The following is a 15183-nucleotide window of genomic DNA, read 5'->3' on the forward strand; positions in this document are numbered from 1 at the left end:
GGGGCCGGTGGTGCCGCATCCTTGTTCGACATGAAGAACACCGCGCCGCCCGCGATGAGGCCCGCCAGCGCGAGCCCCCCCAGGCCACCCGTGAGCAGCGTGCGCTGCCGGGCGCGCTTGACGTCCCGGGGCACCTCCACGCTGATGTCCACCGCCAGCGTGTCACCGGATTCGGTGTTGTTGCCCACGTTGGAGAACAGCGCGGGGGACGGGTAGGGGCCCGTCGTCGTCGCGCCGCCGGGCCGCTTGAAGATGCCGCTGTTGCCGCCCGCGGCCATGCTCGCTTCGCGCAGGCCCTCCAGCAGCTCATCCATTGTCTGGTAGCGCCGCGCCGGGTCCTTCTCCAGGCAGCGGCGGACCACCGCCTCGATTTCCGGCGGGATGTGGAGGTCCGGCCGCACCTGCTGGAAGGTGGGTGGGGCTTCCTTGTAATGGGCGAAGATGAGCTCGATGTGGTCGCGCGCGATGAACGGCGGACGCCCCATCAGCATCTGGAAGAGCACGATGCCCAGCGAGTACACGTCGCTGCGCGCGTCGGTGGCGTTGCGCGCCTGCTCGGGCGCCATGTACTGCGGCGAGCCCAGGAACGTGCCGTTCTGGGTGATCTCAGGAGAGAGCTGCCCCTCCTGGGGCGCCGCCACCGACTTCACCAGGCCGAAGTCCAGCACCTTGACCAGGTCCTGATCCTGCTCGTTGAGGAGCATGATGTTGGCCGGCTTCAGGTCGCGGTGGACGATGCCCTGGCTGTGCGCCTCGCGCAGCGAGCGGCAGATCTGCTGGGTGATGGCGATGGCGCGAGACCACGCCAGCGGGCCGACCTGCCCCAGCACCTGGGCCAGCGTCCGGCCGTCCAGGTACTCCATGGCGATGTAGAAGATGCCGTCGTCCGTCTGCCCGTAGTCGATGACGGTGACGGTGTTGGGATGGCGCAGCTTGGACGTCAGCGACGCCTCGCGCAGGAAGCGCTTCTGGAAGCCAGGGTCCCGGCTGCTGGGGAAGCTGGGGTTGAGTACCTTGAGCGCGACCACGCGCTCGAGCGGCGCCTGCAGGGCCCGGTAGACCTTGCCCATGCCCCCGATGCCCAACGGTTCCAGGATGCTGAAGCGGCCGTTCAGGTTCCGCCCGATGAGAGGATCCGCGCCCGTTCCAGTGGGTGCCTCGGGATTCGGCGAGTCGCCCTTGATCATTCGTAGCCCCAGACTGCAAGCAACATCGGTTCTCCAGAAGTGTCGCCGCACTTCATCAAACCATACCTGCCGAGCGCTACGCACCAGTGGGCTGTCCGATCCAGCACGTCTGATGCCTTCCGTTGCCGCCATCACCCGCCAATCGTGTGAGAGTGAATGCCGGTTAGCCCGCATTGACGCCTCTTTGTCGGACAGACTAGCGTGCTCCAATCCCGCGCTTCAGTGACAGGCGGGAGTTCCCCTGATGGCAGATACACCAGACAATTCCATGTTCGCGCAGTCGCGCCGTCTCTCTGTCGAGGAGCGGTTGAGTCAGCTCGAGGAGGAGCAGGTCCAGCTGCGCCAGGAGCTGGCGTCGCTGACGGGCGAGCTGCGACTTCCAGGGATGTACCTGGCGGTGGACGCGGCGGGGACCAGCGCGCTGATGGACGCGGAGACGGTGCAGGAGGTGGTGCGGCTGGTGGAGCTGGAGCCGCTGCCTGGGGCGCCCGCGCATGTGGCGGGGACCTTCGTCTACCGGGGCAGCCCGGCCGTCGTCGTGGACCTGGCGGCGCTCCTGGGGGTGAAGCGAGAGGCCTCCCTGGATGCGCACCTGGTCGTCTGCGGCGGCGGTGCGCGGACGGTGGCCGTGCTGGTGGACCGCGTGCGCGACCTGGTGGAGTCCCCGGTGCTGGTGGACGGGACGCCGGATGGGGCGTCGCCGCTGCCGTGGGATGCCAGCGGGCTGATGGCGGGTCTGTGCCGGACGCCCGACGGCGTGCGTCCGTTGCTTCGGACGGCCGCGGTGCTCGTGGGGCCGGAGGCGCCGTGAGCGAGGGCGTGCTCGACGACGCGACGCTGGCCCGGGTCGAGGACGTCCTCCAGTCGGCCTGTGGGGTGACGTTGGCGCGCAGCCTGCGCCGCTCGCTGGAGACGGCGCTGGGCCGGGCCGCGCGTTCGCGAGCCCTGGAGCCCGACGCCTTCCTGCGCAAGCTCCTGGTGCGCGAGGCCGCGGCGGTGGAGTGCTTCATCGAGCACGCCGTCATTGGCGAGACGTACTTCTTCCGTCACCCGGAGCACCTGCGCGCCCTGGCGCGTCTGGCGCAGGCGCACCCGGCCCCGTGCTTCCAGGTGTGGAGCGCGGGCTGCGCCAGCGGCGAGGAGCCCTACAGCATCGCCATGGCCTTGATGGCGGAGGGGTTGCCCGAAGGCCGCTTCCGCGTACTGGCGACGGACGTGTCGGGCCGGGCGCTCCAGCGCGCGCGGGAGGGCGTGTACGGCCCGTGGTCCCTGCGCCGCATCGAGCCGGAGCAGGAGAAGCGCTTCCTGGTCGCCAACGGCGACGACTACGCCGTCATCCCCCAGGTCCGGAACGCCGTGGAGTTCCGGCGCCACAACCTGGCCGTGGACCCGCCGCCCTTCATGGGCCTGGGCGCCATCTTCTGCCGAAACGTGCTCATCTACTTCCCGACGGAGCTCGCGCGGGAGGTGCTGAAGCGCTTCATCTCCGCGCTGGCCCCCGGTGGGCTGCTCTTCGTCTCTCCGGCGGAGGTGCCGCTGACCAACGGTCTGGAGCTGGAGACGGTGGACGCCGAGGGCAGCGTGGCGCTTCGGGTCCCCGCGCCGGGCGTGCCTCGCGCGGGGACGCCGGCGGCGCGGCTTCCTCGCCCGAGGATGGGCCGCAATCAGGTGGCCTCGCCGGTGCCTCCTGCCGGGTGGCCTCATGCGCTGGACGATTCAAGGGCGCGCCGCGCGCGCGTGCCGGAGGGACGTCCAGCTCTGCGCGAGCCCGGGACGTCGCGCCCCGCGTGGGCCGCGTCAACGCCAGACCCCGTCACTCCCGCCGTGCCGCGCTCCGTGGCCGTGGATGCGCTCGCCGCCGAAGAGGTTTCTGCCCTGGAGCGCGCCATCATCGCGGCGCGCGCGGGACACTTCGAGGAGGCGGAGGCGCTGGCGCGCGAGGCCGCGAAGGCGCTCGTTCCCGAGGCGTACCTGTTGCTCTCCATGGTGGCCGAGGTTCGTGGCGACCTGAACGGGGCCGTGGAGGCGGTTCGCAAGGCGCTGTACCTGGAGCCCCGGTTGGCGCTGGGGCACGCCACGCTGGTGGCCCTCTATGGGCGCATGGATCGGCCCGAGGACGCGGAGCGCGCGCGGCAGAACGCCCTGCGCGCGCTGGATGGATTGGATGATGAACACCCGCTGCGTGGGGTGGAGACGATGACGGCCGGCGGCCTGAGGCAGGCCCTGGCGCCAGTCGAGCAGGCAGGCTGGCTTGGAGTGCGCTGAGTGGCGCGCGCTCCGCACGAGGTGGGAGGCAACGTGGACGTCAAAGGGACGCACCTGACACCGCCGGGCCGCGCGCCGGGGACCAGGCTCAGTCTGCGGATGAAAATCCTCGCGCTCACCGGGGCGACGGGGGGGCTGGTGGCCGTCATCCTCATCACCACGACGTGGATGCAGATGGGCGACGCGCTTCGCAACGACCTGTCCCGCCGAGCCAACTCGGTGAGCGTGGAGCTGGCGAAGACGCTGGCGCCCATGCTGAGCGCGAGGCGCGACCCGGAGCGGCTGCAGGAGTTGGTGCAGGGCGCGCTGAGCCTGGGGCCCGAGGTCGCGTATGTCCGCGTCCACGACGCGGACGGCGTCCTCCTGGGCGAGGCCGCCGCGGAGCGCTACGTCGGCGAGGCGCAGGCTCCGGCCTCCGTCGAAGGCGATGCCTCGGTGCTCCGCCGCAGGTCCGTGAAGGGCACGGGCCTGGTGGAGACGACGACGTCCGTGCTCGCGGCGGGCTCCACCGCGCAGCTGGGCACCCTCCAACTGGCGCTCCATGAGGAGGGGCTGAGCCAGACGCTGCGGGAGGCCACGCGCTTCACGGCCATCATCAGCCTGCTCGTGCTGGTGGCCTGCATGGTGGCGGCATGGCTGGTGTCCGGGATGCTCGTGGTGCCGCTGGAGCGGCTGGCGCGCGCGGCGGCGGGCATCGCGGCGGGAGACCTGCGCCAGCAGGTGGACCTCCAGGGCTCGGACGAGATTGGCGACGTGGCGCGCAGCTTCGCGGTGATGACGGACGCGCTCTCCCACCTGCTGCAGGACCTGCGCGGCGCGGCGGCGGAGATGGAGCGCGAGGCGGCGGGCGTGCTGGCCACCTCCACGCAGCAGTCGGCCATGGCCCACCAGCAGGCCTCCGCCATCAATGAGACGAGCACCACGGTGGCGGAGATTGCCCAGACGTCCAAGCAGGCCACGGCCTACGCGGACTCGGTCATCTCCCAGACGCAGAAGTCCGAAGCCCTCAGCGCGGAGGGGCAGCAGGTCGTCAGCGAGAGCGTCTCCGGCATGGAGAAGCTGGGCGAACAGGTGAAGGCCATTGCCCTGTCCATCACCGACCTCAGCGAGCGCACCATGCAGATTGGCGACATCATCGGCACGGTGAAGGACGTGGCCGAGCAGTCCAACCTGCTGGCACTCAATGCCTCCATTGAAGCGGCGAAGGCCGGGGAGCATGGCCGGGGCTTCGCGGTGGTGGCCACGGAGATGCGCACGCTGGCGGAGCAGTCCCGCATCGCCGCGGAGCAGGTGCGCGGCCTGCTCAACGAAGTGCAGAAGGGGACGAGGCAGGCCGTCAGCGCCACGGAGGAAGGCAGCCGCCGGGCGCAGTCGGCCATGGAGTTGGCTCGCGAAGCGGGGACGACCATCCTGGGCCTGTCGGAGGTCATCCGCGAGTCGTCGGGCGCGGCGCGGCAGATTGCCGGCAACACGCGTCAGCAGACCATTGGCGTGGAGCAGATTTCCACGGCCATGAGCGAGCTGACATCCGCCATGGGAGACTCAGTGGAGAGCACCCGGCGCATCGAACAGGTGTCAGGCAACCTGACCAATCTCTCGAAACGGTTCTCGGACCTGGTGGGTAGGTACCAGTTATGAACGCAAAGGTGCTCATCGTCGAAGACACGAAGACCATCACCAACCTTCTTCAGGTGTACCTGATGGGGTGGGGGTTGGAGTTCTTCGACGCTCCGAATGGCGCGATTGGACTGACCAAGGCGCGGGAGCTCAAGCCGGACCTCATCATCTCGGATGTGCAGATGCCGGAGATGGATGGCTTCGCGCTGTGCGCGGCGATCCGCGCGGACCGGCAACTCCACGACACCCCTTTCATGATGCTCACGTCGCTGAAGGACGACGCGAGCCGGCAGAAGGGCAAGCTGGTGGGTGCCAGCGCCTTCCTCAACAAGCCGGTGTCCGTGGACGACCTTCGTTCGAAGGTGCGCGACATCCTGAAGCTCCCCGCGACCCGGTACTGAGCGCATGTCGAAGGATGACGCCAAGATTGACTCCGCCGGGCTGCGACGCCAGCTCACCGAGGCGCACTCGCTGCTGGACGGCAAGCAGGGGGTGAGCCCCGAGAAGCGTCGCGAGGTGCTCAGCGCCCGCGCCCGGGCCCTGGCCGAATCCCGCCACGAGGAGCGCCAGGAGGTGCTCTCCGTGCTGGCCTTCCAGGTGGGCGGCGAACGCTATGCGGTGCGAATCGAGCACGTGGACCACGTGATTGAAGCGCGCGGCATCGCCTCGCTGCCCGGTGCTCCCCGGCACGTGCTGGGGGCGCTGGTGAGCCGCTCGCGCGTGGTGCCGGTGTTGGACCTGCGCCAGCTCCTGGGGCTGGAGGGGGGCGGCATGTCGGACCTCAGCAAGGTCGTGGTGGTCGAGGCGGATGACAGTGAAGAGGGGTTCGGGCTGGCGGCGGAGTCCGTCGAAGGGCGCAAGGAATTGCCGAAGGCGGAGCTGTCCCAGCCTCCGCCCGGGCCCTTCTTGTTCCTCACGCCGGACCGGCTGACGGTGTTGGACCTGGAGCAGCTCGGGGGCCCGTCCGCCACGCGGCCCGAAGGGGAGTAGGCACGCGCCATGGATCCTCAGCTCTTGCGCAGCATCTGGCCGGTGTTCTCCGCGGAGACGCGCGAGCAGATTCAGGCCATCGGGTCGAAGGTGTTGGGGCTGGAGGGCCCGGCGCAGGGGCGTGAGCCGGACCTGCTCCCGTCGCTCAAGCGGCTGGTCCACAGCCTCAAGGGCTCCGCGGCCAGCCTGGGCCTGGACGACATCGAGCAGGTGGTGCACGCCATCGAGGACGGGCTGGCCACCTTCAACCAGGAGGAGCGGCTGCCCCGCGACACGGTGGAGGCCATGCTGCGCGGCCTCTCCGCCATCGAAGGCGCCATGGCCCGTGGCGACGCCGGACAGTCGCCCGTGGTGGAGGGACTGGCCTCGCTGCTGGCCGCCCTGGGCCACGAGTCCGCGGAGGCCGTCCCCCAGACGGCGGCCTCGGGCGCGGCCGCGCAGGGGCTGGAGGTGTTGGACCTGCTCGAAGCGGGGTTGAGCGCGCTGTGCTCGCCGGATGTGCCGGACCGGGCGGCGGTGGTTCGCACGGCGGTGGAGCGGGCCCGCGCGTTGAAGGCGTCCGCCGAGTCCGCCGGGGCGCAGAAGGTGGCCACGCTGGCGGAGGCCGCGGCGTTGGGCTTCACGCGCATGGAGCCGGGCGGTGACTCCGCGGGGGTGGCCGCATCGGACGTGGCTGGAACGCTGGTGGACCTGCGGACGGCGTTGGAGGCCGAGGGTGGAGCGGGGGCGGTGGCCCGCGCCGTCCATTCGCTGCGCGCGTCGCCGTCGCCCGCGCCCGTGGAAAGCGCGGCGGCGCAGGGACCCGCGGGGGCCGCGGCCACGACAGAGTCCCGCGGACCGGCGGACCAGACGGTGCGCGTGTCGGTGAAGACGCTGGAGTCCATCGCGCTCCAGGTGGAGCTGCTCCTGGCCGGCCGCGCGCAGCAGACGCGGCGTGGCGCGGCGCACCGCGTGTTGATGGACGGCATGCGCGAGGTGCTGATGCACCTGGAGCGCGCGTCGTCGCAGCTCGCGATGGCGGGCGGCGGTCCCGCGCTGGAGCCGCTCCGCGCGGGCGTGACGCAGATGCGCGGACTGCAGAAGCAGCTCCTGGAGCTGACGAAGGAGTCGCACCGCGACGGTGAGCAGCTCACGCTGGTGGCCCAGGTGGCGCGCGATGATTTGCGCGACCTGCGCATGGTGCCGGCCTCGCAGGTGCTGGAGCCGCTGCGGCGCACCGTGCGTGAGACGTCCGCGCGGCTGGACAAGCAGGTGACGCTGGAGCTTTCGGGCGGCGAGGTCCGGCTGGACCGGCGCATCCTCGACGCGCTGAAGGACCCGCTGCTGCACCTGGTGCGCAACGCCATCGACCACGGCCTGGAGTCCACCGAGGAGCGGCGGGCCGCGGGCAAGCCCGAAGCAGGGCGCCTGACGGTAAGGGTGGAGCCTCGGGGCTCGCGCATCGCGGTGGTGGTGGAGGATGACGGCTCCGGTTTGTCACCCAGCCGGGTGCGCGCCACGGCGGTGCGGCGGGGGCTGCTGTCGGCAGATGAGGCGGAGAAGCTGTCGGACGCGCAGGCGGCGCGGCTCATCTTCCAGCCAGGCTTCTCCACGCGGGAGCAGGTGTCGGCGACGTCCGGGCGGGGCGTGGGCCTGGACGTGGTGCAGGCGACGGCGCAGCGCCTCCAGGGCTCGGTGGACGTGGCCTTCACGGCGGGCCGGGGTACGCGCTTCACCGTGGACCTGCCGCTGACGCTGGCCGCGGCGTTGGGACTGCTCGTGCGCACGGGCACCACGGTGTCCGCCATTCCCTCCGACAGCGTGAATCGCATCCTCCGGCTGAACCCGGACGACGTGGGCACCGTCGCGGGCCGCGTGGTGGCGCGGCTGGACGGGGAGCAGCTCACGTTCCTGCCGCTGGCGGAGGCCATTGGCCTGCCCCGGCTGCCGCTGGCGCTGGACTCCGGGAAGGTGCAGGCCGCCGCGCTGCTGACGGTGGGCGAGGACAAGGTGCTGTACGCCATCGACGAGGTGGTGGGGCAGCAGGAGATTGTCGTCCGCTCGCTGGGGCGCCACCTCAAGGGCGTGCGGCACCTGGCGGGCGCGGCGGTGCTGGACGACGGCCGCGTGGTACCGGTGCTCAACGCGGCGGAGCTGGTGCGCGCGGCGCGGCCGGAGACGCGCTCGGTGGTTCGCGAGACGGCGCGGCCTCGCATCCTCGTGTGTGACGACGCGCTCACCACGCGCTTCGCCATGAAGTCGCTGCTGGAGATTGCCGGCTACCCGGTGGTGACCGCGGCGGACGGCGAAGAGGCGTGGGGCATCCTGGAGCGCACGCCCTGCCAGCTGGTGGTCAGCGACTGGCAGATGCCCCGGCTGGACGGCGTGGGGCTGGCGCGGCGAATCAAGTCGCACCCACAGCTGCACCGCACGCCCATCATCCTGGTGACGTCGCTCGACAGTCCCGAGGACCGCGCCGCCGGTCTGGAGGCGGGCGCGGACGGGTACCTCGTCAAGCGCGAGGTGGAGCGAGGCCGCCTGCTGGAGCTGGTGCGCCAGCTGCTGCCCGTGTCCTGACGGCGCCGCGCCTCACGACTCGTGAGGCGCTACGGGCACGGTGTCATCCACCGGCAGGTGGACCACCCAGCCGTTGCCGGTCTCCTCCGGCAACGAGAGGCCCCCCCGCAGCCGCTGCGTCAGGTGCCGCAGCAGCGTGACAGTCTTCTCCGGCAACGGCTTGCCGCCGCGGATGTTGACGCGCAGCTGCCACACGCCCGCGTCCCCCGCGGCTTCCACGCGCACCGCCGCGGGCGCGCCCGACGCCGCCACCGCGCGGGCCAGCGAGCGCACCAGCAGCTCAACGTCATCGCGGGGGCCCGGAACGGCCACGGGCCGGTCCGGGAGCGTCATCGTCGTGTCCACGGCGCGCTGGCCGCGCGTGGCGGGGATGAAGGCCGTGCGAAGCATGGGGCGCAGGTCCTCCACGCCCTCGTCCTGCACCTTCGCCAGCCGGCGCTCGATGATGGCGCTCTGGTCGTCCGCCGAGCGGCGCAGCCGCTCCAGGTAGCGCTGGATGGGGGCTGTCAGCCCGCCCGCCGTTCCCTTCAGCATCATGTCCACGTATCCCTTGATGACCATCAACGGTGTCCTGAGGTCGTGTGACGCCCGGGAGCGCCGGTGCTCCTGGTTCACCACCCGCCGCTCCAATCGCCGCTGCGCCTTCAGCAACTGCACGTGCCGCGCCGCCGCGTCCGACTCCCGGGCATGCGCCGCGAGCAGCACGGCGCCGAACGCCGACATTCGCGCGAGCACCCGCGCCTCCCGGCCGGTGAGCCGTTCGGGCCACACCAGCAGGGCCGGCCGACGACGCATCCTTCCTCGGCCGCGCGTGGCCGTAACGACCCCGGTCGCCGCGACGCAGACGCGTCCGTCATAGAACGCCGCTCCGGAGGCGCCCGTCATCCGCTGGGCCTCGCGTACCAGGGACTCCAATCCCGCACGCGCACCACAGCGGAAGGCACGCTCGGCAACCTCCGCGAGCGCCTGTTCCACCCCTGCATCGGACTCGTCGCCGATGCGCCACCCCGTCCAAGCACCTGCCAGCACGCGGGAAGGTATGGGCACGCCACGCACGCGCCGCAACACTGCCCAGGGAGGGCGCCGGACGCCCGCGAATCGGAAATCCTTTTCCCTTCAGGGCGTGTGAGCCCCCCACTTTTTACCGTCAGGGGGTACGGAGGCGCCGCGCAACCCTGCTCAACTCTTAAGAAATAGCTCCTGGCCAGGCACTTGCTAACGGCATCCGTCACGGGTGGCGGAAGGGGCGAATGGGGACTCTCGATTACTACGCGGCGATCGCTCGACTTGCACCAGGCGGACTGGCGCGCAGCGCTGTGCGGCGTGTCCAAGGTGTGGCGCGGCAGGCCCTCTATCGTCGGCGCGAGCGCGCGGACGAGGTGCAGCTCCTCGAGTGCTACGGCGCGACGGATGGCGTGGAGCTGGTGGAGCTGGCGCTGGGCCAGCGCAGCTCACGCATCTGGTGTGAAGTCTCTCAGCGCGCGTCGGTGTTGGAGGCGCTCGCCTCGGTGCCCGGTGGCCTGGAGCGCGCGCGGGCCCGTGCCCAGGCCGCGCTTCGCCAGGAGTGGGACGTCTTCGGCACCCCGGTGCGTTTCGGCGAGGGCCGTCCCGTGGACTGGTCCCTGGATCCGGTGAGTGGTCACCGCTATCCGGTGGAGCCCGTGGAGCGCCTGTCGCTCGCCGTGACGGGGAGCGACCCGAAGTACCCGTGGGTGATGGGCCGGCTCGACAGCGTCGTGGCGCTGGGGCAGGGCTACTGGGTCGAGACGGCCGCTGACGCGCGCGCGCGGCTGGCGGATGCCTTCGTGGCGCAGGTGTTGGACTTCCTCCAGGCGAACCCCGTGGGGCAGGGCGTGCACTGGACGTGCGCCATGGAGGTGGCGCTGCGCGCCGCGAACCTGGCGCAGGCGCTGGCCATGTTCTCCGCCGCGCCCGCGGTGGCCCGGCCGGAGTTCCTGGTGCCGGTGCTGAGCGCGCTGGCCGAGCACTCCGCCTGGGTGGAGGCCCACCTGGAGGATCGCGGCGCGGTGCCCAACAACCACCTGGTCTCCAACTACGTGGGCCTGTTGGTGGTGGGCCTGCTCTTCCCGGAGCTGCCGGGCGCGCCGCGGCAGGTGTCGCTGGCGGTGGGAGGGCTGCGCGAACAGATGGAGCAGCAGGTGCACCTCGAGGGCACGTCCTTCGAGGGCTCCATTCCCTATCATCGCCTGTCCGTGGAGCTGTTCACGCTGGCGTACCTCGCCGCGCGCGGCGCGGGTGTGCCACTGGGGCCCAGGTACGAGTCCCGGCTGCGTCGCATGTTCCACGCCGTGCGGGCGTGGTGTTCCGAGCAGGGATTGGCGCCACAGATTGGTGACAACGACTCCGGCCGCGTCTTCCCGCTGCGCGATCGCGAGGACAACGCGCACGGCTATCTGGTGGGGCTGGGCGCGGCGCTCTTCGGCGATGCGTGCCTGGGCGGCGGCGAGTTCGTGGACGAGGCCGCGTGGCTGCTGGGGCGCGCCGGGCAGGCGCGTTTCGCCGCGCTCGCGCCCGCGCCGGAGCCCGTGTCGGTGAGCTTTCCGGAGGGTGGTTTTCACATCTTGCGCGGCGCGGGTGTCGTTATCACTGTCAGCGCCGGCAAGCAGGGACAAGGCGGTGTCGGGGGACACAGCCACAACGACAAACTCTCATTCGAACTCCACGTCGACGGGCGTCCCGTCATCGTGGATCCGGGCACCGGCACCTATACGCGAGAGCCCGCGTTGCGGAACTGGTTCCGCGGAACGGCCGCGCACAACACGGTGCAGGTGGATGGCGCGGAGCAGGCGCCCCTGGATTCGGCGCGGTTGTTCGCGCTGCCGGAGGAGGCTCGGGCGCGGGTGGTGGCCTTCCTGCCGGGGAAGTCGGTGGACAGGCTGTTGGTGCGGCATGACGGCTACCGCCGGCTGCCCGCGCCCGTGGGAATCGAGCGCACGTTCCGGCTGGACCGGGGCGAGCGCGCGCTGGCCGGACGTGACCGCTTCGTGGGCACGGGCCGGCATGACGTGGTGGGCAGATTCCATCTGCCAGATGAACAGGCGCGAGTGGTGTCGCCTCAAGTGCAGGTCCTGTCACGCGCGGGTCGTGTGATGGAGGAGCCGGTGTCGTTCGAGCCGCTCGTGGTGGAGCTGGGGCCGGAAGGGGCCCCGCTCGCCTGGGTGGTGCTGGAGAAGGGACTGACGGCGCGCTTGGTGCCGTCGAAGTATTCGCCAGGGTACGGGCGGGTGGTGCCGTCGCTGGCGGTGGAGTTCCGGGGGCAGGTGACGCCTCCGGCGTGGTTGAGGTGGGTGGTCGTTTTCCGCTGAGTGTCGGGTCGGGGCGTGACCGTCTTAACGGCACGTCGCATCAGGAGAGGTGAGGACGATGAGGGTGATGGTGAGCAGCCCGCTTCTGGATCGCATCAAGAAGCGGGACGCGAGGGTGGGTGTTGTCGGGCTTGGCTATGTCGGTCTTCCGCTGGGGATGGCGTTCGCGGAGGCGGGCTTCCCCGTCATGGGGCTCGACGTCGACAAGCGGAAGATCGACAAAATCGAGAAGGGGGAGAGCTACATCAAGCACATCCCCGGCGCTCCGCTGGCGGAGCTGAGCAAGTCGGGCAAGCTGAAGGCCACCACGGACTTCGCCAAGGCGAAGGACATGGACTGCGTCATCATCTGCGTGCCCACGCCGCTCACCGCGTCGCGTGAGCCGGACATGAGCTACATCATCCAGACGGGGGAGGCGCTCGCGCCGCACGTGCGCCCTGGACAGCTCTTCATCCTGGAGTCCACCACGTACCCGGGGACGACGGAGGAGGTGCTCAAGCCGCTGCTGGAGAAGAACGGCCTCAAGGCCGGCAAGGACTTCTACCTGGCCTTCAGCCCCGAGCGCGAGGACCCGGGAAACAAGAGCTTCAACACCAAGACGATTCCGAAGATTGTCGGTGGCTACTCGCCTGAGTGCTGCGAGGTGGCCGCGGCCCTCTACGGCAGCGCGCTGAAGGAAGTGGTGCTGGTGTCCTCCACCCGCGTGGCGGAGCTGACCAAGCTGCTGGAGAACATCTTCCGCTGCGTCAACATCGCCATGGTCAACGAGATGAAGATGCTCTGCGACCGCATGGGCGTGGACGTGTGGGAGGCCATCCAGGCCGCGAGCACCAAGCCCTTCGGCTTCATGCCCTTCTTCCCGGGCCCGGGGCTCGGTGGGCACTGCATCCCCATCGACCCGTTCTACCTGACGTGGAAGGCGCGCGAGTACGAGTTCCACACCAAGTTCATCGAGCTGGCCGGCGAGGTGAACTGGCAGATGCCGTACTACGTGGTGCAGCGCACGATGGAGGCGCTCAACAAGAACAAGCAGACGCTCAACGGCGCGAAGGTCCTCTGCCTGGGGGCGGCGTACAAGAAGGACATCGACGACATGCGTGAGAGTCCGTCGCTGCGCGTCATGACGCTGCTGGCGGAGAAGGGCGCGGAGCTGTCGTACCACGACCCGTACGTCCCCGAGCTGCACAAGGGCCATGGCTTCAACATGGAGCTGAAGTCCGTTCCGCTGAAGCCGGAGACGCTGGGCCAGTACGACGCGGTCCTCATCCTCACGGACCACTCGGACATCGACTACGCCATGGTGGTGGACCGCGCGAAGGTCGTCGTCGACACGCGCAACGCCACCAAGGGTGTCAGCAAGGGTCGTGAGAAAGTGACGAAGGCCTGACGGTCATTCGCCGCCCGCTCGGAAACCGACCCTCCGGGCGGGGGGCCCCTCGTTCACGGATTCCGCCTTCGCGGCATCCGTGAGCGTGGAGCTGCTCGTATCGTGGAAGGGATGGGCTAGTGTCGGGGCCGTGCAATCCCTCCTTCGAACCGTGTTTCCCCTGCTGGCACTCTCGGCGCTGCTGACGGCGGCGGCGCCCGTGCCGGATGCGCGCGTGAAGCTGCTCGAGGCGATGTCCGCTGAGCTGGCGCGCAACCACCAGCAGCTGAAGATGCAGAACCACGAACCCCCGTATTTCATGAGCTACCAGCTCAAGGACTACGAGCAGCACGCGATCTCCGCGCGCTATGGGGCACTGTTCATGGACGACGGCTACCGCGAGCGGAAGCTGTACGTCGACGTGCGCGTCGGTGACTACGACTTCGACAGCTCGGTGGCGGAGGGGCTGGAGTTCAGCTTCTCGACCAAGGGCACCAGCTATGTGTCGCGCAAGGAAGGCCCGCTGGACGACTCGCCGCTGGCGCTGCGCACCTCGCTGTGGCTCATCACCGATGAGAAGTACAAGTCCGCGCTGTTCCAGTACCTGAAGAAGAAGGGCGAGGACGTCTACGCGGTGGAGAACCCGAAGCGTCCGCCGTCCTTCACGCGCGAGAAGCCGGTGAAGCACGTGGATCCGCCGGTGGAGGCTCCGTTCGACCGCGAGCGCTGGGTGAAGGTGGCCCGCGACGTGTCGGCGCGCTTCAACGCGCACCCGGAGCTGTTCGACTCGGAGGTGCGCGTCACCAAGGACAAGGTGACGCGGCTGTTCGTGTCCTCGGAAGGCAGCCGCATCATCACCGAGGAGACGCTGTACGGCCTGCATGTCTCCGCCGTCACCCGGGCGCCGGACGGGCAGCTCCTGGACAACTCGCGCAACTTCTATGTGCCCACCGAAGCGGGGCTGCCGGACGTGGCGCGCCTGAACAAGGCGGCGGATGACGTCATCCAGGAGCTGCTGGCCCTGCGCGCGGCGCCCGCCATCGACCCGTACACGGGGCCCGCCATCCTCGCGCCGGAAGCGGCCGGGGTGCTCTTCCACGAAGCGGTGGGGCACCGGCTGGAGGGAGATCGGCAGGAAGGTGACAACGAGGGCAAGACGTTCAAGGGCCAGGTGGGCAAGCAGGTGCTGCCGTCGTTCATCTCCATCCACGACGACCCGACGCGGCGCGTGCTCCAGAACGAGCCACTCAACGGCTACTACCTCTTCGACGAGGAGGGCGTGCGCGGCCAGCGGGTGACGCTGGTGGAGAAGGGCGTGCTGCGCAACTACCTCCAGGGGCGCCGGCCGGTGGAGGGCTTCCTCCAGTCGAACGGCCACGGCCGCAGCCAGGGCAACCTGAAGCCGGTGGCGCGCATGGCGAACCTGATGGTGGAGAGCACGAACGGCGTGAGCGACGCGGAGCTGAAGAAGCGTCTGATTGCCGAGGCGAAGCGTCAGGGCAAGCCGTTTGGCCTTATCATCCGCGACATCACCGGGGGCAACACCAACACGTCCGGCTACGGCTACCAGGCCTTCAAGGGCGTGCCGCGCATGGTGTACCGGGTGGATGTGAAGACGGGGAAGGAGACGCTGGTGCGCGGCGTGGAAATCGTGGGCACGCCGCTGTCGGCGGTGAACCGCATCCTCGCCTCGGGGCAGAAGCCCGGCGTCTTCAACGGCTTCTGCGGCGCGGAGAGTGGCAACGTCCCGGTGTCCACCGTGGCGCCGGCCATGCTGCTGCAGGAACTGGAGCTCCAGCGCACCATGGAGGGGAAGGACCGCCCGCCGATTCTCACCAGCCCGGCGGCGCTGGAATCCCCGGCGGCGAAGCCGTAG

At 70.1% G+C, this 15183-nt stretch carries 11 protein-coding genes; 9 read left to right on the forward strand and 2 right to left on the reverse strand.

Annotation, left to right across the window (positions count from 1 at the left end):
• Nucleotides 1-1187 (reverse strand): serine/threonine-protein kinase (locus HNV26_RS17290; RefSeq protein ID WP_171452833.1); only part of this gene is annotated, 1187 nt, incomplete at its 3' end.
• Between the two features lie 244 nt (nt 1188-1431).
• Here HNV26_RS17290 and HNV26_RS17295 point away from each other — a divergent pair.
• From HNV26_RS17295 to HNV26_RS17320, 6 genes are read left to right on the forward strand one after another with little or no spacing between them, the layout of a single operon-like run.
• Nucleotides 1432-1998, forward strand: a complete 567-nt coding sequence (locus HNV26_RS17295) for a chemotaxis protein CheW (RefSeq protein ID WP_171444890.1) — start codon at nt 1432-1434, stop codon at nt 1996-1998.
• Nucleotides 1995-3452 carry a CheR family methyltransferase gene (locus HNV26_RS17300; RefSeq protein ID WP_171444889.1) on the forward strand — a complete coding sequence of 486 codons (1458 nt, stop codon included), beginning with the start codon at nt 1995-1997 and terminating at the stop codon, nt 3450-3452. The genes HNV26_RS17295 and HNV26_RS17300 overlap by 4 nt, the downstream gene beginning before the upstream one ends.
• A gap of 21 nt (nt 3453-3473) precedes the next feature.
• Nucleotides 3474-5090 (forward strand): methyl-accepting chemotaxis protein, encoded by a 1617-nt coding sequence (locus HNV26_RS17305; protein WP_171444895.1) that lies wholly within the window; start codon nt 3474-3476, stop codon nt 5088-5090.
• A complete protein-coding gene (locus HNV26_RS17310; protein WP_011552752.1) occupies nt 5087-5470 on the forward strand; it encodes a response regulator in 384 nt (127 codons plus the stop codon). Before HNV26_RS17305 ends, HNV26_RS17310 begins: the two co-directional genes overlap by 4 nt.
• Before the next feature lie 4 nt (nt 5471-5474).
• Nucleotides 5475-6059, forward strand: coding sequence for a chemotaxis protein CheW (locus tag HNV26_RS17315; protein ID WP_171444888.1), 585 nt, complete (start codon nt 5475-5477; stop codon nt 6057-6059).
• Nucleotides 6060-6068: 9 nt separating this feature from the next.
• Nucleotides 6069-8615: a hybrid sensor histidine kinase/response regulator gene (locus HNV26_RS17320; protein ID WP_171444887.1), complete on the forward strand. Its 2547-nt coding sequence runs from the start codon at nt 6069-6071 to the stop codon at nt 8613-8615.
• Between the two features lie 12 nt (nt 8616-8627).
• On the opposite strand, the gene HNV26_RS17325 is transcribed toward HNV26_RS17320, so the two are convergent.
• Nucleotides 8628-9644, reverse strand: coding sequence for a histidine kinase dimerization/phospho-acceptor domain-containing protein (locus tag HNV26_RS17325; RefSeq protein ID WP_366816889.1), 1017 nt, complete (start codon nt 9642-9644; stop codon nt 8628-8630).
• A gap of 305 nt (nt 9645-9949) precedes the next feature.
• On the opposite strand from HNV26_RS17325, the gene HNV26_RS17330 reads away from it, so the two are divergent.
• From HNV26_RS17330 to HNV26_RS17340, 3 genes are all read left to right on the forward strand, one after another.
• Complete coding sequence (locus tag HNV26_RS17330) at nt 9950-11941, forward strand: alginate lyase family protein (protein ID WP_171444893.1); 1992 nt, start codon at nt 9950-9952, stop codon at nt 11939-11941.
• A gap of 67 nt (nt 11942-12008) precedes the next feature.
• The gene (locus HNV26_RS17335) at nt 12009-13328 is read left to right on the forward strand and encodes a nucleotide sugar dehydrogenase (protein ID WP_171444892.1); all 1320 of its coding nucleotides are present in this window, start codon (nt 12009-12011) and stop codon (nt 13326-13328) included.
• 79 nt (nt 13329-13407) lie between these two features.
• Nucleotides 13408-15183, forward strand: coding sequence for a TldD/PmbA family protein (locus HNV26_RS17340; RefSeq protein WP_171444886.1), 1776 nt, complete (start codon nt 13408-13410; stop codon nt 15181-15183).

Source organism: Myxococcus xanthus, assembly GCF_013116825.1.
In the GTDB taxonomy this organism is placed as follows: Bacteria; Myxococcota; Myxococcia; order Myxococcales; family Myxococcaceae; genus Myxococcus; species Myxococcus xanthus_B.

Bases quoted from the DNA above. Each gene is read 5' to 3' on its own strand.
- HNV26_RS17295 (WP_171444890.1), top strand. From the start codon at position 1,432: ATGGCAGATACACCAGACAATTCCATGTTCGCGCAGTCGCGCCGTCTC.
- HNV26_RS17310 (WP_011552752.1), top strand. From the start codon at position 5,087: ATGAACGCAAAGGTGCTCATCGTCGAAGACACGAAGACCATCACCAAC.
- HNV26_RS17315 (WP_171444888.1), top strand. From the start codon at position 5,475: ATGTCGAAGGATGACGCCAAGATTGACTCCGCCGGGCTGCGACGCCAG.
- HNV26_RS17320 (WP_171444887.1), top strand. From the start codon at position 6,069: ATGGATCCTCAGCTCTTGCGCAGCATCTGGCCGGTGTTCTCCGCGGAG.
- HNV26_RS17335 (WP_171444892.1), top strand. From the start codon at position 12,009: ATGGTGAGCAGCCCGCTTCTGGATCGCATCAAGAAGCGGGACGCGAGG.